Below are 24,813 nucleotides of genomic sequence, written 5' to 3' on the forward strand. Positions count from 1 at the left end.
CCTTCTGCCGGTGCGCCGCCAGGGACTCGAACCCCGGACCCGCTGATTAAGAGTCAGCTGCTCTAACCAACTGAGCTAGCGGCGCCTGCTGACCCGGAAACTCTACCCGATACGAACGGGTGCTCCCGACCGTGGAGCGGCGCCCGGCCGCCCACGGACGGCCCCGTACATCATTCGGACCGTCAACATGCGACACCGGACGACAGTTGAGAAACTGACGACTGTGCAGAAAAGCGGAGATTTCTACCTGGAGTGTGAGGGGCGACGCATGAAGACTCCGGTATTCGAGGAATTCGATCCCGCGAGTGACTGCGATTGCCCCGGATGCGTGCGTCAACGGCGTTTTACGACTCCTTCCGTGCCCTCGGGGCCGGTCGGCCGCCCGGCGGCGCGCAAGGCCCTGGTGATCGCCGCGGCGGCGGGCGCGGTCCTGGTCGCGGTCCCGTCGGTGCCCGCCCTGGCCGCCGCGCACGGACCCGCCCGGCCGGGCGACCCCGCAGATGGCGAGCCCGACACGCCGCAGGGCAGCGAGGCGCCGCTGCATGGGCAGGCCACCGGTCCGGCGAAGCAGGGGACGGGGGCCCCCGCCACCACCCGCGCGGCGATCATCAACCGGGCGAAGAAGTGGATCACCGCGCAGGTGCCGTACAGCATGAGCGCGTACTGGTCGGACGGATACCGGCAGGACTGCTCCGGATTCGTCTCGATGGCATGGAATCTTCCGGGAAACGAATGGACGGGCAGTCTCGACACGTTCGGCGTACGTATTTCCCGCGATCAGCTGCAACCCGGCGACATTCTTCTCTTCCACAATCCGGCGGATCCCCAGAACGGTTCGCACGTCGTTCTTTTCGGTGGCTGGACGGACTACACGCACACCTATTACATCGCTTACGAACAGACCCGCCCGCACACCCGCCGGCAGTCCACGCCGTACGCGTACTGGAGCAACTCGAGCCACTATCTGCCCTACCGGCACAAGGGGGTGACCGACGGCGCGGGCGGCGCGGCGCCCTCGGTACCGGGTACCAAGGCCGCCCCCTTCCCGGGCACGTCCGCCTTCGGCCCCGGTGCGAACAACGCGTACGTCACCCAGCTGGGCCGGCTCCTGGTGGACCGGGGCGGGCGCCGCTTCTACACCTCGGGGCCGGGGCCGCGCTGGTCGAACGCGGACCGGCGGGCCACCCAGGCGTTCCAGCTCGCCCAGGGCTGGAAGGGGAAGGGCGCGGACGGGCTGCCGGGTCCGCTGACCTGGTCGTACCTGGTGGAGAAGAAGGGCAGGGACATTCCACCGGCGGCGGGGACGACGAGCACGGCGGGCACGGCGAGCACGACGGGCACGGCGAGCACGACGGGCACGGCGAGCACCGTGGGGACGGCGAGCACCGTGGGGACGGCGAGCACGGTGAGCGCCGCGAGCACTCCGATCACAGGGAACACCGCGGGGGCCGGTGGGGCGCCGGCCGCTGTCGTTCCCGGCTTTCCCGGGCGGGGGGCGTTCCGGCCGGGTGCGCACAACGCGTACGTCACCCTGCTCGGGAAGCAGCTGGTCAAGAAGGGTTTCGGCGCCTACTACACGACGGGCCCCGGGCCGGACTGGGGCGAGTCGGACCGGCGCGCCGTCGAGGCCTTCCAGCGAACGCAGGGCTGGCGGGGCGGTACGGCGAACGGCTATCCGGGTCCGGAGACCTGGCGGCGGGTCTTCTCGTGAGCGGGCCCCCGGAGCGGCCCGGAACCCGGGCGCGGCGCAGGTCCCCGAGTCGTCACGGGGGTCCCTGACGGAGCCGCACGGCCCGCGGTCCCGACGCGGCCCGTGATCGCACTTCCACGCGCGGAGGCATGGAGGCAGGTATGACTTCGACCACTTCACCCACCCCGGATCCCGAGGGGGGTCCGGACACCGGCGCCATCCGGTCCGCCCGGCTCATCCACAACGAGGCGACCACCGAGATCCCGGTCCACCTGCTCTTCCGGGACGAGGCGGACGCGGTGCCGGTGCCGCTCGCGCCCTCCGCCGCGGAGCGGCCGCCGGACACCACCGTCCCGCTGCGGGCGCGGGTGGCGAAGGGGGAGCGTGAACCGTCACGGGCGCGCCGGCTCGTTTCGGGCCGGGCCGCGCGCCCGGTGCCGGAGGTCGATCCCGATCTGGTGGAGCGGCCCGCGCGGGTCCTGCCCGCGGTGGCGGGGGTGCTCGCCGGGGCCTGCGGGGTGGCCGGATGTGTCCTCACCACCTGGTGGGCGGGGTCGCTGCCGTCGGCCGCGGGACACGCGCTCGGGCTGCCCGGACACGCGGGTGGCGGGCTCGGGCCCGCGCAGCTGGGCGCGTACGCCGGAGCGGGCGCCCTCGGCCTGTTCGGCTTCGGCGGTCTGGCCCGCGGCCGGACCGGGCGGGCCTGGGTGCTCGGTCTCTTCGGCGGCTACCGCGGCACGGTCCGGCGCACCGGCCTGATGTGGATCAACCCGCTGGTGATCCGGCGCCGGGCCGACGTACGGCTGCGGCACTGGCGCAGCGAGCCGATGTCGGTGGTCGACGGGAACGGGGTGGCGCTGCGGGTGGTGGTGCTCGTCGTGTGGCGGATCAAGGACACCGCGCGGGCCGTGCTCGGGGTCGAGGACCATGAGACGTATCTGCGTGAGTGCGTGGAGGCGGCGCTGTCGAGGGTGCTCACGCGGCTGCCGGCGGACCTGCCGCCCTCGGTGGTCAAGGACGTGACCCTGCGCAACACCGACGCGGTCGCCGAGGCACTGACCGGGCAGGTGGCCGAGGACACGGCACCGGTCGGGCTGGAGGTGTTCTCGGCGCAGCCGACCCGGATCGAGTACGCGCCCGAGATCGCCGCCGTGATGCAGCGTCACCGGATCGCCGCCCTGGACGCCCGGCACCGCGACTCCGTGCTCGACTCCGTGGTCGACTCGGTCGAGGACACGGTGACCCGGCTGACCCTGCGCGGTCTGGTCGAGCTCGACGACTACGAACGCAAGGCACTGGTGAAGGACCTGACGGTGGCGTTCTGCACCGGGCGCGGGGAGGGCTCGTCGTGAGCGTGTGTGATTGGTCTGGACATGTTCAAGAAGGCGCAATAATCTGTGACTTGGTCTAGACCTGAAAAACGCGCGCACGGCTCACGAGAACCTCCCCCACGTCCTCCAGGAGCGGCAGCATGCGCATACGGACGACCAGGAACAACGCCAAGTGGTACGCGGCCGTCGTCGGCCTCGCCACCGCGGGCACCTTCGTGCTCTCCACCGGCAGTGCCGGCGCCCATGGCTACACCGACCAGCCCCTCAGCCGGCAGAAGATGTGCGCCAGCGGCGGCACCGTCGCCAACTGCGGTGACATCCAGTGGGAACCCCAGAGCGTCGAGGGTCCCAAGGGCTTCCCGGCGGCGGGCCCCGCCGACGGCCGGATCTGTTCCGCGAACCACACCAACTTCGGCCAGCTCGACCAGCCCAAGACCCCCTCGGGCGGCGCCTGGCCCACGACCAGGGTCACCGGCGGCCAGAACTACTCCTTCCGCTGGCAGTTCACGGCCGTGCACGCGACGACCGACTTCAAGTACTACGTCACCAAGCCCGGCTGGAACCAGAACCACGCGCTGACCCGGGCCGACCTGAACACCACACCGTTCCTGACGGTGCCCTACAACGGCCAGCGCCCGCCGTCCACCCTCTCCCACTCCGGCACCCTGCCCAGCGGTCTGAGCGGGCACCACGTCATCCTCGGCGTGTGGACGATCGCCGACACCGCGAACGCGTTCTACTCGTGCGCGGACGTCACGTTCTGAAGGCACCGAATCCCCACCCGGATGTTCTGAGCCTCCCTTGAGGCGCCGGTCCACCCCCCACGGGTAGGTTCCACGCACGTCGCCATGACCATGACGGCGTGCGTGGAGCCGAACCTGACACACGGGGGTTTGTCATGGACGTCCTTGTCTGCGTCTTCTACGTCGTGCCCGCGCTGATCATGGCCGGGGCGACCCTCACGGCGGTCACGGTGGTGCACCGGTCGCGGGCCATGGGCCGGGCGTGGAACAGCGGGCTGACCGCGGAGGCGCGCTGTCTGCGCTCGTACACGACGATCAGTGGCGGCGGTGACACCTCCGTGTCCACGACGCTGCACCATGTGTACGAGTTCACGACGCGCGACGGCCGCACGATCCGTGTCGAGGAGTCGAACGGTCCGGCGACGGTCGTCGAGGGCGACATCGTGACCGTCCACTACACCGCCGAGCGTCCACAGCGGGCCACGGCCCACGCGCCGCAACGGGGACTGCTCGCGGCGGGCACGGTCTTCGTCGTGGTCTTCTGCGCGGTGGTCGTCCTCATCTGCGCCGGCTTCATCGTGGGCTTCCACGAGTTCTCGTCGGCGTGGGACTCGGCCTGGAAGGCGCAGGGGTGGTCCGAGGCCACGGGACTCCCTTTCTGACGAGGCGTCAATTATGGTGCGCGCCATGGGGTTCATGAGGCGCACCGTCGCGGAACTCGTGAGGGAGCGGTGGGGCGACCACCGGCCGGGGTTGTGGTTCGAGGGGCGGGTCCTGAGCCACCACCAGGTGACGGCGGGCGCGGCGGCGCGCGCCGCGCTCCTCGCCGACCTGCTGCCGACGGGCGCCGAGCCGCACGTCGGCGTCCTGCTCGACAACACCCCCGAGTATCCGATGTGGTTGAGCGCCGCGGCCCTGGCGGGGGCCGCCGTCGCGGGGATCAACCCGACCCGCCGCGGCCCCGAACTGGCCCGCGACATCCTGCACACCGAGTGCCGGGTGCTGGTCACCGAGCGCATCCACCTGCCCCTCCTGGCCGGCCTCGAACTGCCCGGTGTCCGCGTCCTGGTGACCGACACCGAGGAGTACGCCGACCTCCTTACGGCCTACGAGGGGGCACGGCCCGAAGCGGGATCGGTCTCGCCGGACGACCGCCTGCTGCTCTACTTCACCTCCGGCTCGACCGGCGCCCCCAAGGCCGCGATCTGCACCCAGGGCCGGCTGGCCGCCGCGGGGAGCTCGCTGGTCGACCACTTCGGGGTGCGCCCGCAGGACACGCACTACATCTGCATGCCGATGTTCCACGGCAACGCGGTGATCGCCGACTGGGCGCCCGCACTGGCCGCGGGCGCCCGGATCGCGCTCCGGCGCCGCTTCTCGGCCTCGGGCTTCCTGCCGGACGTACGGGCCTGCGGAGCGACCTACTTCACGTACGTGGGCCGTGCCGTGCAGTACCTGCTGGCCACGCCCGCCCGTCCCGACGACCGGGACAACCCCTTGCGGACGGGGTTCGGCACGGAGGCCGGCGCGGTCGACGCGGCCGCCTTCGAACAGCGCTTCGGGGTGCGGCTGGTGGAGGGATACGGCTCCTCGGAGGGCGGGGCCGCGATCCAGCGCACACCCGGCACCCCGGCCGGCGCGATCGGCCGGCCGGCGCCGGGCGACGACCTCGCCGTGGTCGACCCGCAGACCCGTACCGAATGCCCCGCGGCCGTCTTCGGCCCGGACGGCCTACTGCTCAACGGGAGCGCGGCGATAGGGGAACTGGTGAACCGCGGAGCCAACCCCTTCGAGGGCTACTGGCGCAACCCGGCCGCCGATCTGGCCCGGCGACGCGACGGCTGGTACTGGACGGGCGACCTCTTCTACCGCGACCGCGCCGGCTTCCTCTACTTCGCGGGCCGTGCGGACGACCGACTGCGCGTGGACAGCGAGAACCTCGCCGCCGCGATGATCGAGAACATCCTCGCCCGCTACCGGGGCGCGGCGGCCGTCGCGGTCTACGCGGTGCCGGACCCGGTGGCGGGGGACCAGGTGATGGCGACGCTGGCGCCGCGCGAGGGTGTCCCCTTCGACCCGCGCGCCTTCGCCGCGTTCCTGGCCGGGCAGCCCGACCTGGGGACCAAGATGGCGCCCCGCTTCGTGCGGATCGTGGAGCGGATGCCGGTCACCGCCACCAACAAGATCCACCGGGCGGCCCTGCGGCGCGCGGGCTTCCGCTGTGATGAACCGGTGTGGTGGCGGCCGGCCGGTGAGCCGGACTACCGCCGGTTCGGGCCGGCGGACGAGCGGGGACTGCTGACCGAGTACCGGGCACGGGGGCGCGAGGGCCTGCTGCCGGCGACGACGCGGGGCTGAAGTCCCCTCGGATCCCCCCTCGTTCCGGCGGTGTGTACCGGTCTGTCCGCACGGCCGGCGGGGGTCGCGGGGAGGTCTCGGGCGACGGAGGAGTCCCCGCCGCCCGACAGGGGGAGGATGCACCCGGACACCCGTGTCGCCCGTGCCGAGGACGACGCCGCACCGAGGAGAGCCGAGGGAAGAGGGAACATGCGTCACCCCACCCGGGTCGTGGAGACCGATGCCGCGGGCGGACTCCAGCCACATTCTTGTCATGCCCCTGTTAATCGTGGTGCCGGACGGGCCACCGCTGACCGGGGCGCCGGCCGCGGCGCCCGCGGTCCTGGGTGCGGGTGGGGAGAGGGCGGGCCGTGCGAACGGCAGCCGTCGCGACGGCGCGGGAGCGTTCGGCGCCCGAGGCCGGGGGCCGGAGCGCGGCCCGCCCGTGTCCCGCGGTGACCCCTCCCGCGGCCCCGCGCGCGGCGGTCCGACGCGGGCCACCGCGCCCTCCCCCTCAGGTGCCCGCCGGTCCGCGGTACCCCGCCACGACCCGGGAGTTCCCCGACCACCCGAGCCCCCTCGCGCTCCCCCCTCCCCCCTCCCCCCTCCCCCCTCCCCCCTTCTCCGTCCTCCGTCGTTCCGTCCTCCGAATCGTGCACTCGGCCGGACGGCCCCGCCGACCGCTCCACAACCCTCGTCAGTCCTTCCCGAAAGGCGTGAGCGCCCATGTCCCCCACGCATGACCGCAGTCACAGCGACGATCTGCTGTCCTTCGTCCGCTCCAGCCCCTCGCCCTACCACGTGGTCGCGAACGCGGCCCAGCGCCTGGAGAAGGCGGGCTTCCAGGAGCTGCGCGAGACGGACGACTGGGCGGCCGGCGCCGAGGGCGGCCGGTACGTCGTCCGCGCGGGAGCGCTGCTCGCCTGGTACGTCCCCGAGGGCGCTCCCGCCCGCACGCCGTTCCGGATCGTCGGCGCCCACACCGACTCCCCGAACCTGCGGATCAAGCCCGAACCGGACACCGGCACGGCGGGCTGGCGGCAGATCGCCGTGGAGGTCTACGGCGGTGTGCCCTTCAACACCTGGCTGGACCGGGACCTCGGCATCTCCGGGCGGCTGATGATGCGGGACGGCTCCAGCCGTCTCGTCCGCGTCGACCGGCCGCTGCTACGGGTCCCGCAGCTCGCCATCCACCTCGACGGCGGTGTCAACGACGGTGTCGCGCTGGACCCGCAGCGCCACCTCACCCCGCTGTGGGGGCTCGGCGGTGCCCGGCCCGGCGCCCTGCTCGGCCGTGTCGCCGACGAGGCCGACGCCGACGTCGCCGACATCCTCGGCTGGGACCTGATGCTGCACGACATCCAGCCGCCCGGCTACCTCGGCGCGGACGAGGAGTTCCTCGTCTCCTCCCGCCTCGACAACCAGATCTCCGTGCACGCGGGCATCACCGCGCTGGTCGCCGCCGCCGGCGCCGCCCGGCCGCCCGCGTACGTCCCCGTGCTCGCCGCCTTCGACCACGAGGAGGTCGGCAGCGGCTCCTGGTCCGGGGCCCAGGGGCCGCTGCTGGAACGGGTGCTGAGCCGGTCCGTCGGCGCGCGCGGCGGCAGCGCCGAGGACTTCCACCGGGCCCTCGCCGGCGGCTTCTGCGTCTCCGCCGACATGTCGCACGCCGTCCACCCCAACTACGCCGAACGCCACGACCCGGACCACCACCCGCTGCCCAACGGGGGCCCCGTCGTCAAGGTCAACGTCAACCAGCGGTACGCCACCGACGGCACCGGGGTCGCCGTCTTCGCCGCGGCCTGCGAGCGGGCGGCGGTGCCCTGGCAGCCGTTCGTCTCCCACAACGCCATACCGTGCGGGACCTCGATCGGACCGATCACCTCGGCCCGGCTCGGCGTCCCCACGGTCGACGTGGGCGTACCCGGGCTGTCGATGCACTCCGCCCGCGAACTGTGCGGGGCGAAGGACCCCGGTCTGCTGGCCCGGGTGCTGACCGAGTTCGTCACGGCGGGCTGAGCCCGTCCCCGGCGCCCGGACACGCGTGAAGGCCCCCCACTGCTGTGGAGGGCCTTCATTCTGTGCGCCGCCAGGGACTCGAACCCCGGACCCGCTGATTAAGAGTCAGCTGCTCTAACCAACTGAGCTAGCGGCGCATGACTCCCGCCTTCCGCTTCCGCGGTCGGCGACGAAAGAAATACTACCTGGTCCGGCGGGGTGCTGCGGACCACCCGGATCGGGCCCGCCCTCTGCCGCCGGGCGGGCGGTACGGAGGGGGTGGACCCTAGAGGGCGAGCGACACGAGCACCCGGGTCGCCCCGCGGTTCAGGGTGTCCGCCGCCCGGCGCAGCCGGTGGGCGTGCTCGACCGGGAGGGACAGGGCCAGGCAGCCGACCGAGGAGCCCGCGGTGATGGGTACGGCCGCGCAGACCGTGCCGATCGCGTACTCCTGGAGGTCGAGCACCGGCACCGTCGGCGGCTGGGCGTCGAGCCGGGACAGCAGCAGCCGCTCGTCGGTGATGGTGCGCGAGGTGAGGCGGGCCAACCTGTGACGGGAGAGGTGGTCGCGGCGGGCGTCAAGGTCGAGTTGACCGAGGAGGCTCTTGCCGACGGCGCTGGCGTGGGCCGAGGAACGGAAGTCGACCCATTCGTTGACGGCGGGGGTCGCCGGGCCCTCGGCGCACTGGGTGACCCGCACCTCGCCGTCGACGTAGCGGCTGATGTAGATCGCGGCGCCGACCGAGTCGCGCAGCCGGTCGATGGTCTGCTGGAGCTTCTCGCGCAGCGCCAGGTCACGGCCGTGGGCGGAGTCCAGCCGTCCGAGGGCGGCGCCGGCGACGAACACGCCGTCGGTGAGCTGCTCGACGTACCCCTCCCGGCGCAGCATCCGCACCAGCGCGGCCAGACGGTCCGGGCCGAGGCGCGTCCTGCGGGCGAGTTCGGCGTCGGTGATGCCGGTGGAGTGCCGGGCCACCGTCTCCAGGACGCGCAGGGCGTCCTGGGCCGAGTGGTACGGCGCGGTCGGCTCGTTCATCAGCGCCACGGTTTCCCCCTGCGCTTCCTGGGCCCTCGATCCGGACAGCTGAGCTCTTCCACGATAACTGTCAAACGGTGGACGAGGAGGGGCTGTTGACCAGAATGTACGTCCTTCGTGGTGCTCTCAGCAGCGACGTGACACCCTGGCATATGCCAGAGTCACGGCCCGCGGGGCATGCCCCGCGGGCCGGACCTCGCACCTTCCCGCGTTCACTCCTTGTAGTCACAGGACCGCGCTGAGAAATTCCCGGGTCCGTTCGTGCTCCGGATCGCCGAACATCCGCTCCGGCGGACCGGCCTCGATGACATGGCCGGAATCGAACATGAGTACCTGGTCTGAGATGTCACGGGCGAAATTCATCTCGTGGGTCACACAGAGCATGGTGATGTCGGTGGTGCGGGCGATGTCACGGAGGACGTCGAGGACTCCCGCGACCAGTTCGGGGTCGAGCGCGGACGTCACCTCGTCGAGCAGCAGCACCCGCGGCCGCATCGCCAGCGCCCGCGCGATCGCCACCCGCTGCTGCTGTCCGCCGGACAACTGGCCCGGATAGGCGTCGCACTTGTCCGCGAGGCCCACCAGGTCGAGCAGCTCACGGGCCCGCTCCTCGGCCTCGTCCCTGGACAGGCCGAGGACGGTGACCGGCGCCTCGGTGATGTTGCGGAGCACCTTCATGTTCGGGAACAGGTTGAACTGCTGGAAGACCATCCCGATCTTCTTGCGGACCTCACGTATCTGCTTCTCCTCCGCGGGGAAAAGCCGCTCCCCGGCCACCGTGATCGTCCCCTCGTCGGGCTTGGCCAGGGTCATCAGCAGCCGCAGGATCGTCGTCTTGCCGGAACCCGAGGGCCCGATCAGCGTCACGTGCTTGCCGGGCTCGACACGGAAGTCGAGCCCGTCCAGGACGGTGTTGTCCCCGAAGCGCTTGGTGACCTTGTCGAACCGGATCAGCTCCTGGGTCCGCAGGTGGCCGGTGTCGGGGGTCTGGTTGTCGGTGTCAACGGACAAGACGTCGCTCCAGGGCTCGCAGAAGGAGGGAAGCGGGACAGGAAATGAGGATGAAGGCCACGCCGATGACCGTGAGGGGCTCGGTGAACTGGAAGTGCTCCTGCGAGTACAGCCGCGCCTCGCCGAGCATCTCCAGGACCGTGATCGCCATCAGCATCGGCGTGTCCTTGAGCATCGATATGACGTAGTTGCCCAGCGCGGGCACCACCCGGCGGATCGCCTGCGGCAGGATCACCGCGGTCCAGGTGCGCCGCAGGGGCAGGTTGAGCGCCGTGGCCGCTTCCCATTGACCGGTCGGCACGCCCTCGATACCGGCCCGGTAGACCTGCATCGTGTACGTCGAGTAGTGCAGCCCGATCGCGACGACCCCGGTGGTCAGCGCGGAGAACGTGATGTTCCACTCGGGCAGCACGTAGAAGAGGAAGAAGAGCTGCACCAGCAGCGGGGTGTTGCGCACGAACTCCGTGACGGCGCCCACCGGCCAGCGCACCCAGCGGGTCGGCGCCCGCATCAGCAGCGCCCACACGAGACCGAGGGCGAAGGAGATCAGCGAGCCGAGGGCCAGCGCCTTCAGCGTGACCAGCAGCCCGTCCCGGAAGAGCGGCATGAAGTCGCCGACCGCGCTCCAGTCCCACGTCATGCGGCACCTCCTCGGTAGGCCGTCCCGTACCCGGTCATGAGGCACCTCCGCTCGCCGCGCCCACTGCGGCCGGGCTCGGCTCGCGCGCCGCGACCCGGCGCTCGGGCACCTTGCCCGGCCCGGCCTTCAGCCGCCGCTCCAGGACCCGCATCAGCCGGGTGATCACGAAGGCGATCACGAAGTAGATCAACAGGATGTACGCGTAGATCTCCGCGCTCTCCTGGAGCGCGAGCCGCACCAGGTTGCCGCTGAAGGCCAGATCGCCCATGCCCATGATCGAGACCAGGGCCGTGCCCTTGAGCAGCTCGACCAGCAGGTTGCAGAAGGACGGGATCATCTCGGGCACCGCCTGCGGCAGCAGGATCAGCCGCATCCGCTGCCAGGGCGTGAAGCTGAGCGCGATGCCGCCCTCGCGCTGGGCGGGGTCGACGGCGTTCAGGGCGCCGCGCACGATCTCGCTGCCGTACGCCCCGTACGTCAGTCCCAGCGCCAGCGTGCCCGCCCACAGCGGGACGAGCTGCCAGCCGAAGGCGAGCGGCAGCACGAAGTACACCCAGAAGATCATGATCAGCGCGGAGGTCCCGCGGAACACCTCGGTGTAGAGGCCCGCCAGGAAGCGGACGATCCACCGCCGGGAGGTGCGCGCGACACCCACCGCGAAGGAGACGGCTCCCGCCACCAGCGCGCCGAGGAACAGCAGCTGGAGGGTGACCCAGATCCCCTTGAATACGAGTTCCCAGAGTCCCGGGGTCATCCGCGGCAGAGCTCCTTCGCGGTCATGTCGGTCATCTCGGCCGCGGTGAAGCCGAACGGCCGCAGGATGCGGAACAGTTCGCCGCTCTTCTTCATCTTCCGCAGCTCCACGTTGAAGGCGTCCCGCAGCCGCGTCTCGGCGGAACGGAACGCGAAGCCTCCGCCGTCGACGTGCGGCTTGCCCTTGACCAGGGGTGCGAACGGCTTGGTGCTCTCGGCCCTGCGGGACTTCCGGACCACCTCGCGGACGGTCAGCGCGGTCCCGGCGAAGACGTCGACACGCCCCGCCTCGACGGCGTTCAGTCCGGCGACCTGGTCGGGCACGATCAGGATGTCGCTCTCCTTGTACCCGGCCTCGACGGCGTACTGGATCTCGGCGTACCCGGTGCCGGTCGCGAACCTGGCCTTCTTCGCCACGACGTCCTGGTAGCCGTGCAGGCCCTTCGGATTGCCCTTGCGCACGACGAAGGCGTCGAGCATCTGGTAGTCCGGGTCGGAGAAGACGACCTGCTCGCACCGCTGCGGGTTGATGTACATCCCCGCGGACACGACGTCGAACTGCTGGGAGTCGAGCCCCGGGATGAGCGAGCCGAACTCGGTCGGGACCGGCTGGACGCGGTCGACCCCCAGCCGCTTGAAGACCGCCTTCGCGAGCTCGGGCGCCTCTCCGGTCAGTTCACCGTCCCTGTCGATGTAGCCGAACGGGATCTCGCCCGCGATGCCCAGCCGCACGACACCCTGCGCCCTCAGCCGGCCGAGGAGATCACCGCCGTCCGCGCTCGCGGCCGTGGCCACCCGGCTGCAGCCCGCGGCGCCCAGCGCGCCTGCCGCGCCGAGCGCCGAGACGCCCGTGAGCAGCGCCCGCCGGCTCGGGCCGCGGGTCCGCGCACCGTTCCCGTCTCTTCCGTCATTGCGTAGTGGTGGAGCCATGGCGGCGCGGCTACCCGGGACCACACGATCCATTCCGGCCACCGCCCGCCCCGTCCGTGGACGAGGCGCCCTTGACCCCGGCGGGACCATGGAACGCATGACCGAGCGCATGACCGACCGGTACATCGAAGTCTCCCTGGTCAAGCGGGGAGTCCACTGCACGGCCAGACTGCTCGACGACCGGGCACCCCTCACCTGCGCGGCGGTGTGGAACGCCCTCCCCCTGGCCGGTGACGTCTATCACGCCAAGTACGCGCGCAACGAGATCTACGCCCTGTTCCCGCCCTTCGCGGCCACCGAACCCCCGCTGGAGAACCCCACGGTCACCCCCGTCCCCGGCGACCTCTGCTACTTCGCCTTCGCGGGCACCGAGCTCGGCACCAAGGCGTACGGCTACGACACCGAAGTGCGTCCGGGCACCACGGTCGTCGACCTCGCCCTGTTCTACGAACGCAACAACCTGCTGATCAACGGTGACGTGGGCTGGGTGCCGGGCATCGTCTGGGGCGGGATCGTCGAGGGTCTCGACACCATGGCCGAGGCCTGCAACGACCTGTGGCGCTCGGGCGCGCTGGGGGAGACCCTCAGCTTCCGGCGGAGGTAACGAAGCCGGGCGGCGGAGCGATTCCGACCGCCCCCGCCTCGTACAGCGCGTGCGCCGTCCGCAGGACCAGGTCGTCACGGTGACGGGCGGCGACGATCTGAAGGCCGACGGGCAGCCCCGCGGCGTCGGTGCCCACCGGGACCGTCGCCGCGGGCTGCTGCGTCATGTTGAAGGGGTACGTGAACGGGGTCCATCCCGTCCAGCGCCGGTGCCCGGAGCCCTTCGGGACCTCGGCGCCCGCCTCGAACGCGGTGATCGGCAGCGTCGGCGTCACCAGCACGTCGTACGACTCGTGGAAGCGGCCCGTGCGGCGGCCCAGGTCCATCCGGACGTCCACGGCGGCCAGATGGTCCAGACCGCTCAACCGCGCGCCCTCCCGGCAGATCTCCCGGAGCCCCGGGTCCAGCGACTCCCGCTGCCGCGGGCCGAGTCGCTGCACCACCCGGGCCGCTCCGCCGAACCACAGGGCGTGGAAGGCGTCCACCGGGTCCCTGACGTCGGGGTCGGCCTCCACCACGTAGGCGCCCAGGGCCGCCAGGCGCTCCACCGCCCGCCGTACGGCCGCCGCGACGTCCGGGTGGACCGCGACCTGCCCGCCGAGGGACGGCGAGTAGGCGACCCGCAGCCCGCGCACCCCGTCCTCCAGCGCGTCCACGAAGGAACCGCCGACCGGCCCGAGCGCCGACCAGTCGCGTGCGTCGGGCCCGCTGATCACGTCCATCATCAGCGCCGCGTCGGCCGCGTCCCGCGTCATCGGCCCCACGTGCGAGAGCGTTCCGAACGGGCTCGCCGGATACAACGGCACCCTCCCGTACGTCGGCTTCAGCGCGAAGATCCCGCAGAACGCGGCCGGGATGCGCACACTGCCGCCACCGTCCGTGCCCAGCGCCAGCGGTCCCGCGCCCAGGGCGACGGCCGCCGCGCTGCCGCCGCTGGAGCCGCCCGCCGTGCGCGAGACGTCGTACGGATTGCGCGTGACCCCCGACAGCGGTGAGTCGGTGACACCCTTCCAGCCGAACTCGGGTGTCGTCGTCTTGCCGAGGAAGACGGCTCCGTGCTCGCGCAGCCGGGCGACCGACGGCGCGTCCTCGTCCCAACCACCCTCCGGGGAAACCGTGTGCGAGCCCCGCAGCGTCGGGCCGCCGCGCAGCAGCAGGATGTCCTTGACGGAGACCGGAACGCCGTCCAGCAGCCCCGCGGGCTCGCCCCGCCGCCAGCGGTCCGCGGACCGAGCCGCCCGCGCGAGCGCCGCGTCCGCGTCCACACGGACGAACGCGTTCACGGCCGGCTGGATCTCCTCGGCCCTGCGCAGTGCCGCCCGCACCGCGTCCACCGGGCCGAACTCGCCCTTGCGGTAGCCGTCGACGAGCTGGACCGCGGTCAGCTCGGTGAGTTCGGTCATCGGCCTGCCCCTCCAGGAAGTTCGGCGGTTCAGTGTCCGGGCACGTACCCGCGCTTCTTGTCCACCATGTTCGGCAGCGGCCTGCCCGCTTCCCAGCGCTCGTACATCTCCACGAACTGCGCGCCGAGTTCGTCCCGCCAGCCGACCGTGTCCCCGCTCATGTGCGGTGACACGATCAGTCCGGGAACGTCCCACAGGGGGCTGTCAGGACCGAGCGGCTCGTGCTGGAAGACATCGAGGGCGGCGCCCGCGATCCACCGCTTCGACAGGGCCTCGGCGAGCGCGTCCTCGACGACGAGCGGCCCGCGCCCGACGTTGATGAAGCGGGCCGACGGCTGCATCATCCCGAAGCGCCGGGCGTCGAACATGCCGTACGTGGCCTCGGTGAGCGGCGCCGCCGAGATCACCCAGTCGGCCCGTGCCATCAGCCGGTCGAGCTCCGCGGGTCCGTGGATCCCGGTCCTCGGGGTGCGTCCCACCAGTGCCGTCGTCACCTCAAGTGCCTTGAGGGACTTGACGATCGCCCGCCCGATGGGCCCGGACCCGACCACGCAGGCGCGGGTGCCCGCCACCCGCTGTGACTCCCGGTGCCGCCACTCCCGCCGCTTCTGCAGGTCCCAGGTCCGCGGCAGGTCCTTCGCCATCGCCAGCACCAGCGCGGTGACGTACTCGGCGATCGGCCGGTCGAAGACGCCCCGCGCGTTGGTCACCACCGTGTCGGAAGAGGCGAGTTCGGGACACAGCAGATGGTCGACGCCCGCGCTCGCCGTGTGCACCCAGCGCGGCCGCGGGCCCTCGCCCGGCCAGGCACGCCGCACCGCGCGCGAGGTGAAGTCCCAGACCAGCAGCACGTCCGCGCGCGGCAGCCGTTCGGCGAGCGTGGACTCGTCGGCGTGCTCGATCCGCACCCGGCCGGTGAGCCTGCCGAGGCGGGGCAGCGGGTCGGCGTCCAGGACGAGCAGCGTGGCGCGGTCTCCGGACGCGGTGGCGGACGGCCGCGTGGACGCGGTCGCGGGGCGGGGCGTTCGGGAGAAACCGTTTCGCAATGCGAGTCCGCTTCTGGGAGGACGAATCTGCGGGGACGAATCTGCGGGGACGAGCGGGCGGGGACGAGCGGGCGCGAGACGCGGCCGAGAGGGGCGAAGCCGGGGGCACGGGCGGGGCCGTAGCCGTCTGAGATGCGCGGATTGACCACGCTCGCACCCGAACCTACCTTCGTCAACACGGTGGCGCGCACGGTCTGTTGTCCGTCGGTGCCTCCGCGTACCGTCCCGCCTTCCGCCCAGCCCAGCGCAGCCCAGCCCAGCCCCTCCCCGCTCCTGCTCCCGCTTCCGCTCCTCCCCTCGTCGTCCGCGTTCGCCTTCGTGAGGCCGGTGCTGTCTATGGACGTCTCCCTGGACATCTCGTTTCTGGGCGGTCCCCGCCCGCAGCGTGGGGTGGGTGTCGTCGCCCCCTTCGACTTCGCCCTCGACCGGGAGCTGTGGCGCTGGGTCCCGGACGACGTATCCCTGCACGTCACACGTACCCCGTTCGTGCCGGTCGAGGTCAGCCTGGACCTGGCACGCCTGGTCTCCGAGCACGAGACGCTCGGCGACGCGGTCCGGGCGCTGAACGCCGTCGCGCCCGAGGTGGTGGCGTACGCGTGCGCCTCGGGCAGTTTCGTGGGCGGTGTCGCGGGCGAGCAGGCCATGTGCGAGGCCATGAGGCGGGCGGGCGAGGTGGCCTCGCTGACCACGTCCGGGGCGCTGCTGGAGGCCCTCACCGAGCTGGGCGCACGCCGGATCGCCCTGGTGACGCCGTACACGGTCTCGGTCACCCAGTCCCTGGAGGAGTACCTCGCGGAGGCGGGCGCGGAGGTCACCGGGCGTGCCTTCATGGGTCTGACCAGGCATATTTGGAAGGTGCCCTACCGCGACGTGGTCGACATGGCCCACCGCGCCGTCCGCGGCGGCCCGGCGGACGCGCTCTTCATCAGCTGCACCAATCTGCCGACGTACGACGTCATCGCCCGGCTGGAGACGGAACTGAACATCCCGGTCATCTCGGCCAACCAGGTGACGATGTGGGCGGCGCTGCGTCATCTGGGTACCCGGGCAGTGGGCCCGCGCCAGCGGCTGGTCCGGGGACGCCTTCCCCGCCCCCCGGGCTCCGGGGGGCAGCCGGCGCACCGGGCTCCTGTACTGCCGGAAGAACAGGAAGGCTGGACATGACCGCACTCGGATTCCTCTACCCGGGCCACTCGGCCGAGGACGACTACCCGCGCATCGAGCAGCTCCTGGGCAGCGACATCCGGCTGACGTTGGTCCACACGGACATCGGCGAGGACGCGCACCGGGTGGACGCCCTGCGTGGGATGGGCTCCCTGGAGCGGCTCTCGCCGGGTGTCGAGGAACTGCGGCTGTCGGGGGCCGAGGCGGTGGTCTGGGCCTGCACCAGCGGCAGTTTCGTGTACGGCTGGGAGGGCGCCCACGACCAGGTGCGGTCGCTGGCCCGCGCGGCGGGTCTGCCGGCCTCCTCGACGTCCTTCGCCTTCGCGCACGCCGCACGGGAGATCCGGGCCCGGCGGGTCGCGGTCGCCGCGACGTATCCGGAGGACGTGGCGGAGCTGTTCGCGGACTTCCTGCGGGAGGCCGGGGCGGAGGTGGTCTCGGTACGGGCTTCCGGGATCGTGACGGGGGCGGAGGTCGGGACGTGGGGTGAGGCGGAGCTGTTCGCGCTGGCGCGGGGTGGGGATCATCCCGACGCCGACGCGGTGCTGCTGCCGGACACGGCGCTGCACACGGTCGCTCATCTGACGGCGCTGGAGAAGGAGCTGGGGAAGCCGGTGCTCACCGCCAACCAGGTCAGCGTGTGGGAGGCGTTGCGGCTGGCGGACCGCCGCGTGAACGCGCCGGCTCTCGGCGCGCTCTTCACCAGGGAGCCCCTGGTGCAGTCCTGACGGGGGTCGACTCCGGGTTCTTCGGCCCCTACCCGGCCCATGCCGAACCTGGGGGCTGCCGCCCCCCGGACCCCCGCATCGGCCTCAACGGCCTCGTCCTCGAACGCCGGACGGGCTGATGGTGCGGGCCTGGGCTGGAGGGTTGGAGGTGTCGGCTCGCGCTGAGCGGCGCTCCGGGCGGGCTGGAGTGCGGGCCTGTGCGGGAGGGTTGCGGGTGGGCTGGGGATGCGGGGTTCGCGCTGGAAGGCGGGCGGCGAGGTCATGCTTCTCAGCCCGTCCGGCGTTTGAGGACGAGCCCTTCGGGCGAGCGGGGGTCCAGGGGGCGCAGCGCCCTTGGCGGGGGTCCGGGGGCGGAGCCCCCGGGGATGGGTCGGGCAGGGGCGGAGGGGGCGAGGAAAGGCTGGCGGGCGGGAATAAGCGGGGACTGTCTCCTGTTCGAGCACGAAGGACCGCACACGTACGCAATCAGGAGGCACCCCGGTGAACGCGAGGGACGAGACGGACGAGATCCGAGGCACCGCACAGGGCACCGGCCCCGTACCCCTCTCCGTATTGGACCTGGTCACCGTAGGCGCCGGCCGCACCGCCACCGACGCCCTCCGCACCAGCGTCGCCATCTCCCGCCTCGCGGAATCCCGCGGCTTCCACCGCTACTGGGTCGCCGAGCACCACTCCATGCCGGGCGTCGCCTCCTCCTCACCGGCCGTGATCCTCGCCCACCTGGCCGCCCACACCACCCGCATCCGCCTCGGCTCCGGCGGCGTCATGCTGCCGAACCACGCCCCTCTGGTCATCGCGGAGCAGTTCGGAACCCTGGAGGCCATGGCTCCCGGCCGGGTGGACCTCGGCCTCGGCCGCGCCCCCGGCACGGACGGCGCCACCGCGGCGGCCCTGCGCCGCACGGACCACCCGGGCGAGGGCGCCGACGACTTCCCCCAGCAGCTCGCGGAGCTGACCCGCTTCCTCGACGACGACTTCCCCGACGGCCACCCCTACGGCCGTATCCACGCCGTACCCGGCCCGGTCCAGGCCACCTCGCCCGGCGGCGTCCAGTCCCCGCACCGCCCCCCGATCTGGCTCCTCGGCTCCTCCGGCTTCAGCGCGCGTCTGGCCGGTGTCCTCGGCCTCCCCTTCGCCTTCGCCCACCACTTCTCGGCGCAGAACACGATCCCGGCCCTGGACCTGTACCGCGAGTCCTTCCGGCCGAGCGAACTGCTGGACTCGCCGTACGCCCTGATCGGCGTCTCCGCCCTCGCCACGGACGACGAGAAGGAGGCCCGCCGCCAGGTGATGGCCGCCGCGCTGAACATGGTCCGCCTGCGCACCGGCCGCCCCGGCCTGGTCCCGACCCCGGAGGAGGCGGAGGCGTACACGTTCTCGCCGATGGAGCGGGAGTTCGTCACCTCCTGGAACGCCAACGTCATCCACGGCACCGCCGACGAGGTCCGCGCCGGTCTCGACGACCTCCGCAAGCGCACCGGCGCCGACGAGCTGATGATCACGGGCAACGCCCACAGCGGTGACGTACGCCTGCGCTCGTACGAACTGATCGCGGACGCCTACGGGCTGCCGAAGGCCCCGTAGCGCGACCGGCCGCCTCAGGCCTGGGCGCAGGCCGCCGTCAGCAGCGCGGAGATGCGCTCCGGTGTCACCGGGCGGGAGTACAGCCATCCCTGCCCGGTGTCGCAGCCGATGCCGCGCAGCCGGGACGCCTGGGAGGCGGTCTCCACGCACTCGGCGGTCACCGTCAGGCCCAGCCGGTGGGCGAGCTGGATGAGAGCCTCGACGATGACCTCGTCGGCGGGGCTGGGGTGGGCGGAGGCGCCGTCATGGCCCTCGTACTGGAAGCCGCGGACGAAGGAACCGTCCAGTTTCAGGACGGAGACCGGCAGCCGGCTGAGGTAGGCGAGGTTCGAGTAGCCGGTGCCGAAGTCGTCGATGGCGATCCGGACGCCCATGTCGCTGAGCGACTGAAGGGCCTGCAGCGGGCGGCCCGCCGAGCCCATCACCGCCGACTCGGTCAGCTCCAGCTGGAGCAGGTGCGGGGCGAGGCCGGTCTCCGCGAGGATCGCCCCCACGTCCGCGACCAGGTCGGAGTCCCACACCTGCCGTACGGCGACGTTGACGCTGACGAAGATCGGGGGCGCGTCCGGATGGTCCAGCTGCCAGCGGCGTGTCTGCCGGCAGGCGGTGGCCAGCACCCAGCGGCCGAGCTGCACGATCGAACCGTCCTCCTCGGCCAGTCCGATGAACCTGTTCGGCGTCAGCGTGCCGAACTGCGGGTGGTTCCAGCGCACGAGCGCCTCGACGCCGCGCACACCGCCGTCCTCCATGCCCACCAACGGCTGGTACTCCAGGGCGAATTCGTTCCGCTCGACGGCGGCCCGGAGGGTGGAGGAGAGCGCCTGGCGGGTCATGCGGTGGGCGTTGCGCTCCGGGTCGAAGAGCGTCCAGCGGCCCTTGCCGTCCGCCTTCGCCCAGTACAGCGTCGTGTCCGCGGCCTGCATCAGACCGGTGGCGGTCGTCCCGGCGGCACGGCGCTCGACGACCCCGATCGACGCGGAGAGCGACAGGCGCCGGCCGGAGAGGTCGAACGGCGCCTGAAGTGACGTCAGGACCGACTCGGCGAGGTCCGCCACCTGGTCGGTGCCCGTGGAGTCCTCGACGAGCAGCGCGAACTCGTCGCCGCCCAGCCGCGCCACCAGCGGAGTGGCGGCTCGCCCAGAGCCGGCCACGTCGGCGCACCGCGTCAGCCGCTCGGCGACGGCCGCGAGCAGCCGGTCGCCCACCCGGTGGCCGAGCGTGTCGTTGACCGCCTTGAACCCGTCCAGGTCCAGAGAGCAGAGCCCGATCCGGCCGGTGCGGCCCTCCTCGTACGCCTCCGCCTCCAGCGCGGTCGTCAGACGTTCGAAGAACAGGGTGCGGTTGGGCAGCCGGGTCACCGGGTCGTGCATCTGCAAGTGCCGCAGCCGCGCCTGGAGTTCACGGCGGGGGCTGAGGTCCGTGACGGACAGCAGCACCGCCTCCTCGCCCGGGGGCAGCGGCGCGACCGTCACCTGCACCCACAGCGAGTGCCCGTCGGGGTGCTTGAGCCGCCGGGTGCAGCGCAGCCGGGCCTGCCGGCCGCGCAGCACCTCCCGGTAGGCGTGCCAGGTGCGGGCGTCGGAGGCCAGGTCCACCAGATCGGCGGCGATCCGCCCGGTGAGCGCGCCGGATCCGAGGCCGAGCAGCGCGTCCAGCGACTCGTTGGCGGTGACGACCAGACCCTCCCGGTCCACGACGGCCATCGGGAGCGGCGCCGCGGCGAAGGCGGCGCGGAACGTACCGGGAGACGTCCCGGACGACCCGGTCGCGTCGGGAAGCCGCTCCGTCGGGACGTGCGTGCCGGACGGCGCGGCGGGCGAGGAGCCGGACGGCGCGGCGGGCGAGGAGCCGGACGGCGCGGCGGGCGAGGAGCCGGACGGTGGGACGCGCGGAGCCACGGGCGGGGCGGGTGCGCCGGGTGGGCCGGAAGGTGTTCCGGTGGACGTACGAGGAGATGTGGTGGTGTGACGCTCTGTGACGGCCGGCCGGTCGAGGTCTGCCGCGGGCGCCGGCCCTTCGGACGTTCCGCTCACCGCTCGCTCCCGCAGTGCACTCGTTCTTCGTATGGGTCTCTCGGAGTGGTCGGCCGGTGCTGGACGGCCGAACAAGCCGTGTCCGTGCAGGAAAGTGTGCCGATCATAGAGGCTGCCCTCGGGGCCTTGCAGCCACTCTCCAGTGTCCCGGAACAACCACCCGTTCCGACAGATCGTTTCTGCCTGCATCTGGACCGGATCCTTTGTCCGGCGATCATATGTGACGTTCCGTGAGTGTTCGGGGTGTCGGCCGGGATGGTGGTGGCGCGCGACCCCTCACTCTTCCGGTGCAGACAAAGAGGGCAAAGTAGTACGAAATGACCCAAGCTGGGTGCGGTGTCCCGAAATCCGCATCCGGAGGTCGACGTGCCGCGTCAGCTCCCCCTGAGGAGTCTCGCCCGTGGGGTCCTGCGCGGCTTCGCTCCCGAAGGGGCGTCGCGCTGGCGCAGTACCGCGGCCGCGTTCACCTCGCTGGCGGCCGTGGTGGCGACCTCCCTGGTGACGGGCCCCGCCCTCGCCGAACCCCTCTTCGCCCCCTGCGCCCTGAAACGGACCGACGCCCACCACTCGGAGGGCCTGGACGTCTGGAACGCCGCCTACCCGCGCCCCACCCGCCCCCTCGACGCGGTGCTCGTCTTCCTCTCCTTCCCCGACTCACGCCCGCGCACCACACCGGCCGAACTGACGGCCGATTACTTCCCCTCCACCAGCCGCTTCTTCGAACGCGCCTCCTACGGCAGGTTCACGCTGCGTCCGCATCCCCAGCGCGACTGGATCCGGATGCCGCACGCCTCCACCTCGTACGCCATGCGGCGCGACTGGAACACCGCGCGCCGTGCCGCCTATCTGCGCGACGCGATGGGCGTGGCGGACCGGCGGATCGACTTCTCGCGCTACGACATCGTGTACTTCGTCGCCGATCCGGACGCGCCGGGCGTCGACTCCGACGCGACGAAGGTCGTCAACCTCGACACCCCGCTGCGGGCCGACGGCAAGGACATCAGGCGCGTCGTCACGGTCTTCGAGAAGCACCCGCCGGACCGGCTCGTCCTCGCCCATGAGACGGGGCACGTGTTCGACCTGCCCGACCTCTACCACCGGCCCTCCGACGGCAAGGGCGACTGGGACACGTACGTCGGCGACTGGGACCTGATGGGCAGCCAGTTCGGTCTCGCGCCCGATCTGTTCGGCTGGCACAAGTGGAAGCTGGGGTGGCTGGAGCCGCGGCAGGTGGTGTGTGTGGGCGCCCACGGGAGCACGCGGGTGACGCTGGAGCCGCTGGGCGCCGGGCCGGTGTCCGCCGGTGTGGGCGCCGCGGGGGCGCCGGGCGTCGGCACGGCTCCGGAGGTGGACCCTTCCGGAGTTTCCCGCGGCGCTTCCGGCTCTTCCGGTGCTTCGGAGACGGGTGTTCCGCGCTCGGACGGCCGGACCCCGGGGCTGGACTCGAACGGCGGCGAGCCGGGTCTCAAGGGTGCCGGGGCGGCCGTCGTCGGGGGTGGCGGCCCGCATGCGAAGGGCACCGGGTCGGGTGGGACGGACGCCGGGTCGGGTGCGGCGGACGCCGGGTCGGGCGTCGAGGGCGCCGGCGCGGGCTCGCGGACCGCCGGGGAGGGTTCGCGGACCGCTGGTTCCGGTGCGCAGATCCCCGGTTCCGGACCCGTGCCCGTCGGCTCCGGCGTACCGGCTTTCGGCTCCGGGCGCGGTACCAAGCTGGCGGTCGTCCGTACGGGGCCCGACAGCGCGCTCGCCTTCGAGGCCCGCGGCTCGGCGGGCAACGACGGTACGACCTGCACGCAGGGCATCCTCATCTACCGCGTCCGCAGCGAGGCCGCGTCCGGTGACGGCCCGATCCAGGTGATCGACGCCCACCCGCACTCCGAGTCCTGCTGGGGCGAGTCGGTCTACCCGCCGCTCGCGGACGCGCCGGTGGGGCTCGGCGAGAGCTTCACGGTCCCCGGCGAGAAGGTGCGCGTCGAGGTGGAGGACTGGACGGCCGCGGGGGAGTGGACGGTGAAGATCACGACGGGTTGAGTCACCGTGGACATGACGATGGCGAGGTCCGTTCGCGTTTCCGCGAACAAACCTCGCCATCGCTAGCGTGCGCCGCCAGGGACTCGAACCCCGGACCCGCTGATTAAGAGTCAGCTGCTCTAACCAACTGAGCTAGCGGCGCCTGCTGACGTCGTAGACCTTAGCACCCTGATCGGCGGGAGGAAAAATCGATATCCGCACCGCGGCGGAGGCCGCCGCGCGGGCCGCGCGGACGGCCGCCCAGACCAGGATCTCGGCGCCGGGGAGCCAGGGATGCCGGGTGTCGGGGGCCACCAGCCAGCGGGATTCGGGACGGGTGGCGGGGTCCGGCCCGGTACCGCCGGTGCTGTCGCCCGGGGTGCGGACACCGACCGGGTCGCCGTCCCTCAGGGCGGGGACGGTCACCGCGTCACCGGTGCCGTGGCAGAGCAGGGGAGGGATCGCGCCGACCCGTCCCAGACCGTCCGGACAGGCCGGACCGCCGGTGCCGCCGGACGGTCGGGCGTCGTCCGGACCGCCGCGCCGCCCCAGGGGCTCGCGCGGGTCCCGGAAGCCGTCGATCCGGTCGATCTCGTCGATGCCGTCGATCGCGTCGAACCCGGCGATCTCATCGATACCGCCGGCGCCGTCGATGCCGCCGATTCCGGCGCCGAAGCCGCCGAGGGTGCCGGGCTCCCGGGTGTCCCGGGAGCCCCCGGCGCCGCGGGCTCCCCACTCCTCCCACTCCAGGAGCGACGGCAGCCGCTGAGCGGTGCCCGGCGAGCTGAACAGCAGCATCCGCCCGCGGAACACGGCCACCGGGCCGGAGCCGGGCCCCTCGTCCCACAGGCGGTCCAGCATCCGCCGACCGAAGATCGCGGGCACGTTGACGACGTCGAATGCCGTGCCGCAGGGCAGTACGACCGGCGCGGTCGGCCGGTCCTCCCAGAGAGCGAGGGTGCTGCGCGGATACGTTCCTGCCGAGGCGAGCCAGGCGGCCCCGTCCGCGGTGACGCCCGAGGCGTCGAACCGGTCGGACAGCGGGGCGCCGGTGCCGTCAGGGAAGGTCCCGGCGTTGTTCCGTGTGCTGCTCATGACGACAAGATCTACCGTCGGTGAGCGCTCCGTCTCCGAGGGTTGCGGAAAATCGGGACAGGGAGGGCGTGAATGGGGTATGTCACCCGCCGCGGGCCTATGCCAGAAGATCGTGCGGGTGCCGTCCACCTCGCGCGGGGAGGCCGCCGAGAGCCGCGAGGGCCCGCGAGGGCCGGCGGGCCCGCGAGGACTGGTGACGGCTGGTGACGGCCGGGGGACGCCACCGGCCGTCGCACCGCCGGGCTCAGGTGTGGTCGCCCACCCCGTGCCCGTGCCCGTTCCCCTCCGCTCCCCGGAGCAGGTCCCGGCCGAACTCGACCATCTTCTTCGCGTAGTCCTCGGTCCACTCGGCGCGCTCGGCGATGTCGGCCGTCGTGAGCCGGTCGAAGCGGCGGGGATCGGCGAGCTGCGCGGCGGCGATCGCCTGGAACTCCAGCGCCCTGTCGGCAGCGGCCCGGAAGGCGAGCGTCAGCTCCGTGGCCCGCGCCAGCAGCGCCCGCGGATCGTCTATCGACTCGAGATCGAAGAAGTGCTCCGGGTCACCGGCCGCCTCCGCGGGCTCGAAGAGCAGGGGCGCGGGGCGTAGCCGCGGTTCGTTCCGACGCGGCGTGGGCTCCGCCATGTCTTCTCCTCCTCGTACGGTTCAGGGGCCCGCTTCGTGGGTGGGCCACCGTCCAT

General features: G+C 72.3%; 21 protein-coding genes and 3 tRNA genes. 11 read left to right on the forward strand and 13 right to left on the reverse strand.

Annotation, left to right across the window (positions count from 1 at the left end; genetic code table 11):
* Nucleotides 1-11: 11 nt before the first annotated feature.
* Nucleotides 12-85 (reverse strand) — tRNA-Lys (locus tag GFH48_RS25040).
* Nucleotides 86-268: 183 nt separating this feature from the next.
* On the opposite strand from GFH48_RS25040, the gene GFH48_RS25045 reads away from it, so the two are divergent.
* The 6 genes from GFH48_RS25045 to GFH48_RS25070 all read left to right on the forward strand — a co-directional run bounded on the left by GFH48_RS25045 (nucleotide 269) and on the right by GFH48_RS25070 (nucleotide 8,120).
* The gene (locus GFH48_RS25045; RefSeq protein ID WP_194280665.1) at nucleotides 269-1,711 is read left to right on the forward strand and encodes a peptidoglycan-binding protein; all 1,443 of its coding nucleotides are present in this window, start codon (nucleotides 269-271) and stop codon (nucleotides 1,709-1,711) included.
* A gap of 140 nt (nucleotides 1,712-1,851) precedes the next feature.
* Nucleotides 1,852-3,042 carry an SPFH domain-containing protein gene (locus tag GFH48_RS25050; protein WP_153290401.1) on the forward strand — a complete coding sequence of 397 codons (1,191 nt, stop codon included), beginning with the start codon at nucleotides 1,852-1,854 and terminating at the stop codon, nucleotides 3,040-3,042.
* 119 nt (nucleotides 3,043-3,161) lie between these two features.
* Nucleotides 3,162-3,785, forward strand: coding sequence for a lytic polysaccharide monooxygenase auxiliary activity family 9 protein (locus GFH48_RS25055; protein WP_153290402.1), 624 nt, complete (start codon nucleotides 3,162-3,164; stop codon nucleotides 3,783-3,785).
* Nucleotides 3,786-3,919: 134 nt separating this feature from the next.
* On the forward strand, nucleotides 3,920-4,426 hold the full coding sequence (locus GFH48_RS25060) for a DUF3592 domain-containing protein (RefSeq protein WP_153290403.1): 507 nt from the start codon (nucleotides 3,920-3,922) through the stop codon (nucleotides 4,424-4,426).
* Nucleotides 4,427-4,451: 25 nt separating this feature from the next.
* Nucleotides 4,452-6,122: a long-chain-fatty-acid--CoA ligase gene (locus tag GFH48_RS25065; protein WP_153290404.1), complete on the forward strand. Its 1,671-nt coding sequence runs from the start codon at nucleotides 4,452-4,454 to the stop codon at nucleotides 6,120-6,122.
* A 705-nt stretch (nucleotides 6,123-6,827) separates the two neighbouring features.
* On the forward strand, nucleotides 6,828-8,120 hold the full coding sequence (locus GFH48_RS25070) for a M18 family aminopeptidase (protein WP_153290405.1): 1,293 nt from the start codon (nucleotides 6,828-6,830) through the stop codon (nucleotides 8,118-8,120).
* Nucleotides 8,121-8,183: 63 nt separating this feature from the next.
* On the opposite strand, the gene GFH48_RS25075 is transcribed toward GFH48_RS25070, so the two are convergent.
* The 6 genes from GFH48_RS25075 to ehuB all read right to left on the reverse strand — a co-directional run bounded on the left by GFH48_RS25075 (nucleotide 8,184) and on the right by ehuB (nucleotide 12,469).
* Nucleotides 8,184-8,257 (reverse strand) — tRNA-Lys (locus tag GFH48_RS25075).
* 128 nt (nucleotides 8,258-8,385) lie between these two features.
* Entirely contained in the window at nucleotides 8,386-9,144 is a 759-nt protein-coding gene (locus GFH48_RS25080; protein ID WP_153290406.1) for an IclR family transcriptional regulator, read from the reverse strand.
* 216 nt (nucleotides 9,145-9,360) lie between these two features.
* Complete coding sequence (gene ehuA / locus GFH48_RS25085; protein ID WP_153290407.1) at nucleotides 9,361-10,146, reverse strand: ectoine/hydroxyectoine ABC transporter ATP-binding protein EhuA; 786 nt, start codon at nucleotides 10,144-10,146, stop codon at nucleotides 9,361-9,363.
* Nucleotides 10,136-10,786, reverse strand: coding sequence for an ectoine/hydroxyectoine ABC transporter permease subunit EhuD (ehuD, locus tag GFH48_RS25090; protein WP_153290408.1), 651 nt, complete (start codon nucleotides 10,784-10,786; stop codon nucleotides 10,136-10,138). Before ehuD ends, ehuA begins: the two co-directional genes overlap by 11 nt.
* Before the next feature lie 34 nt (nucleotides 10,787-10,820).
* Complete coding sequence (gene ehuC, locus GFH48_RS25095; protein ID WP_153290409.1) at nucleotides 10,821-11,540, reverse strand: ectoine/hydroxyectoine ABC transporter permease subunit EhuC; 720 nt, start codon at nucleotides 11,538-11,540, stop codon at nucleotides 10,821-10,823.
* Nucleotides 11,537-12,469 (reverse strand): ectoine/hydroxyectoine ABC transporter substrate-binding protein EhuB, encoded by a 933-nt coding sequence (ehuB, locus tag GFH48_RS25100; RefSeq protein WP_153290410.1) that lies wholly within the window; start codon nucleotides 12,467-12,469, stop codon nucleotides 11,537-11,539. Before ehuB ends, ehuC begins: the two co-directional genes overlap by 4 nt.
* Nucleotides 12,470-12,578: 109 nt before the next feature.
* Here ehuB and GFH48_RS25105 point away from each other — a divergent pair, with 109 nt between their 5' ends.
* Nucleotides 12,579-13,073: a DUF3830 family protein gene (locus GFH48_RS25105; RefSeq protein ID WP_153293097.1), complete on the forward strand. Its 495-nt coding sequence runs from the start codon at nucleotides 12,579-12,581 to the stop codon at nucleotides 13,071-13,073.
* Here the strand turns inward: GFH48_RS25105 and GFH48_RS25110 are convergent.
* Both GFH48_RS25110 and GFH48_RS25115 read right to left on the reverse strand, forming a co-directional pair.
* Nucleotides 13,054-14,475: an amidase gene (locus tag GFH48_RS25110; protein WP_153290411.1), complete on the reverse strand. Its 1,422-nt coding sequence runs from the start codon at nucleotides 14,473-14,475 to the stop codon at nucleotides 13,054-13,056. The two genes, GFH48_RS25105 and GFH48_RS25110, sit on opposite strands and share 20 nt — an antisense overlap.
* A gap of 29 nt (nucleotides 14,476-14,504) precedes the next feature.
* Nucleotides 14,505-15,437, reverse strand: a complete 933-nt coding sequence (locus tag GFH48_RS25115; RefSeq protein ID WP_228121387.1) for a D-2-hydroxyacid dehydrogenase — start codon at nucleotides 15,435-15,437, stop codon at nucleotides 14,505-14,507.
* Nucleotides 15,438-15,869: 432 nt separating this feature from the next.
* Between GFH48_RS25115 and GFH48_RS25120 the strand changes: the two genes are divergently transcribed.
* From GFH48_RS25120 to GFH48_RS25130, 3 genes are all read left to right on the forward strand, one after another.
* A complete protein-coding gene (locus tag GFH48_RS25120) occupies nucleotides 15,870-16,685 on the forward strand; it encodes a maleate cis-trans isomerase family protein (protein ID WP_456114899.1) in 816 nt (271 codons plus the stop codon).
* Nucleotides 16,682-17,413 (forward strand): maleate cis-trans isomerase family protein, encoded by a 732-nt coding sequence (locus GFH48_RS25125; RefSeq protein WP_153290413.1) that lies wholly within the window; start codon nucleotides 16,682-16,684, stop codon nucleotides 17,411-17,413. Before GFH48_RS25120 ends, GFH48_RS25125 begins: the two co-directional genes overlap by 4 nt.
* Nucleotides 17,414-17,893: 480 nt before the next feature.
* Nucleotides 17,894-18,997, forward strand: coding sequence for an LLM class flavin-dependent oxidoreductase (locus GFH48_RS25130; protein ID WP_153290414.1), 1,104 nt, complete (start codon nucleotides 17,894-17,896; stop codon nucleotides 18,995-18,997).
* A 14-nt stretch (nucleotides 18,998-19,011) separates the two neighbouring features.
* Here GFH48_RS25130 and GFH48_RS25135 read toward each other — a convergent pair whose 3' ends face one another.
* The gene (locus tag GFH48_RS25135; RefSeq protein ID WP_153290415.1) at nucleotides 19,012-21,030 is read right to left on the reverse strand and encodes a putative bifunctional diguanylate cyclase/phosphodiesterase; all 2,019 of its coding nucleotides are present in this window, start codon (nucleotides 21,028-21,030) and stop codon (nucleotides 19,012-19,014) included.
* A gap of 336 nt (nucleotides 21,031-21,366) precedes the next feature.
* Here GFH48_RS25135 and GFH48_RS25140 point away from each other — a divergent pair, with 336 nt between their 5' ends.
* A complete protein-coding gene (locus GFH48_RS25140) occupies nucleotides 21,367-23,061 on the forward strand; it encodes a M6 family metalloprotease domain-containing protein (protein WP_153290416.1) in 1,695 nt (564 codons plus the stop codon).
* Between the two features lie 68 nt (nucleotides 23,062-23,129).
* On the opposite strand, the gene GFH48_RS25145 is transcribed toward GFH48_RS25140, so the two are convergent.
* The 3 genes from GFH48_RS25145 to GFH48_RS25160 form a co-directional block, all read right to left on the reverse strand.
* Nucleotides 23,130-23,203, reverse strand: a tRNA-Lys gene (locus tag GFH48_RS25145).
* The gene (locus tag GFH48_RS39310; protein WP_228120921.1) at nucleotides 23,194-24,135 is read right to left on the reverse strand and encodes a bifunctional DNA primase/polymerase; all 942 of its coding nucleotides are present in this window, start codon (nucleotides 24,133-24,135) and stop codon (nucleotides 23,194-23,196) included. The genes GFH48_RS25145 and GFH48_RS39310 overlap by 10 nt, the downstream gene beginning before the upstream one ends.
* Before the next feature lie 244 nt (nucleotides 24,136-24,379).
* Nucleotides 24,380-24,757, reverse strand: a complete 378-nt coding sequence (locus GFH48_RS25160; RefSeq protein ID WP_153290417.1) for a hypothetical protein — start codon at nucleotides 24,755-24,757, stop codon at nucleotides 24,380-24,382.
* Nucleotides 24,758-24,813 lie beyond the last annotated feature (56 nt).

The organism is Streptomyces fagopyri, from assembly GCF_009498275.1.
Classification (GTDB): Bacteria; Actinomycetota; Actinomycetes; order Streptomycetales; family Streptomycetaceae; genus Streptomyces; species Streptomyces fagopyri.

Bases quoted from the DNA above. Each gene is read 5' to 3' on its own strand.
- GFH48_RS25055 (WP_153290402.1), top strand. From the start codon at position 3,162: ATGCGCATACGGACGACCAGGAACAACGCCAAGTGGTACGCGGCCGTC.
- GFH48_RS25160 (WP_153290417.1), bottom strand. From the start codon at position 24,757: ATGGCGGAGCCCACGCCGCGTCGGAACGAACCGCGGCTACGCCCCGCG.
- GFH48_RS25060 (WP_153290403.1), top strand. From the start codon at position 3,920: ATGGACGTCCTTGTCTGCGTCTTCTACGTCGTGCCCGCGCTGATCATG.
- GFH48_RS25045 (WP_194280665.1), top strand. From the start codon at position 269: ATGAAGACTCCGGTATTCGAGGAATTCGATCCCGCGAGTGACTGCGAT.
- GFH48_RS25125 (WP_153290413.1), top strand. From the start codon at position 16,682: ATGACCGCACTCGGATTCCTCTACCCGGGCCACTCGGCCGAGGACGAC.
- GFH48_RS25050 (WP_153290401.1), top strand. From the start codon at position 1,852: ATGACTTCGACCACTTCACCCACCCCGGATCCCGAGGGGGGTCCGGAC.
- ehuB (WP_153290410.1), bottom strand. From the start codon at position 12,469: ATGGCTCCACCACTACGCAATGACGGAAGAGACGGGAACGGTGCGCGG.
- ehuD (WP_153290408.1), bottom strand. From the start codon at position 10,786: ATGACGTGGGACTGGAGCGCGGTCGGCGACTTCATGCCGCTCTTCCGG.
- ehuC (WP_153290409.1), bottom strand. From the start codon at position 11,540: ATGACCCCGGGACTCTGGGAACTCGTATTCAAGGGGATCTGGGTCACC.
- GFH48_RS25070 (WP_153290405.1), top strand. From the start codon at position 6,828: ATGTCCCCCACGCATGACCGCAGTCACAGCGACGATCTGCTGTCCTTC.
- GFH48_RS25105 (WP_153293097.1), top strand. From the start codon at position 12,579: ATGACCGACCGGTACATCGAAGTCTCCCTGGTCAAGCGGGGAGTCCAC.
- GFH48_RS25110 (WP_153290411.1), bottom strand. From the start codon at position 14,475: ATGACCGAACTCACCGAGCTGACCGCGGTCCAGCTCGTCGACGGCTAC.
- GFH48_RS25065 (WP_153290404.1), top strand. From the start codon at position 4,452: ATGGGGTTCATGAGGCGCACCGTCGCGGAACTCGTGAGGGAGCGGTGG.
- GFH48_RS39310 (WP_228120921.1), bottom strand. From the start codon at position 24,135: ATGAGCAGCACACGGAACAACGCCGGGACCTTCCCTGACGGCACCGGC.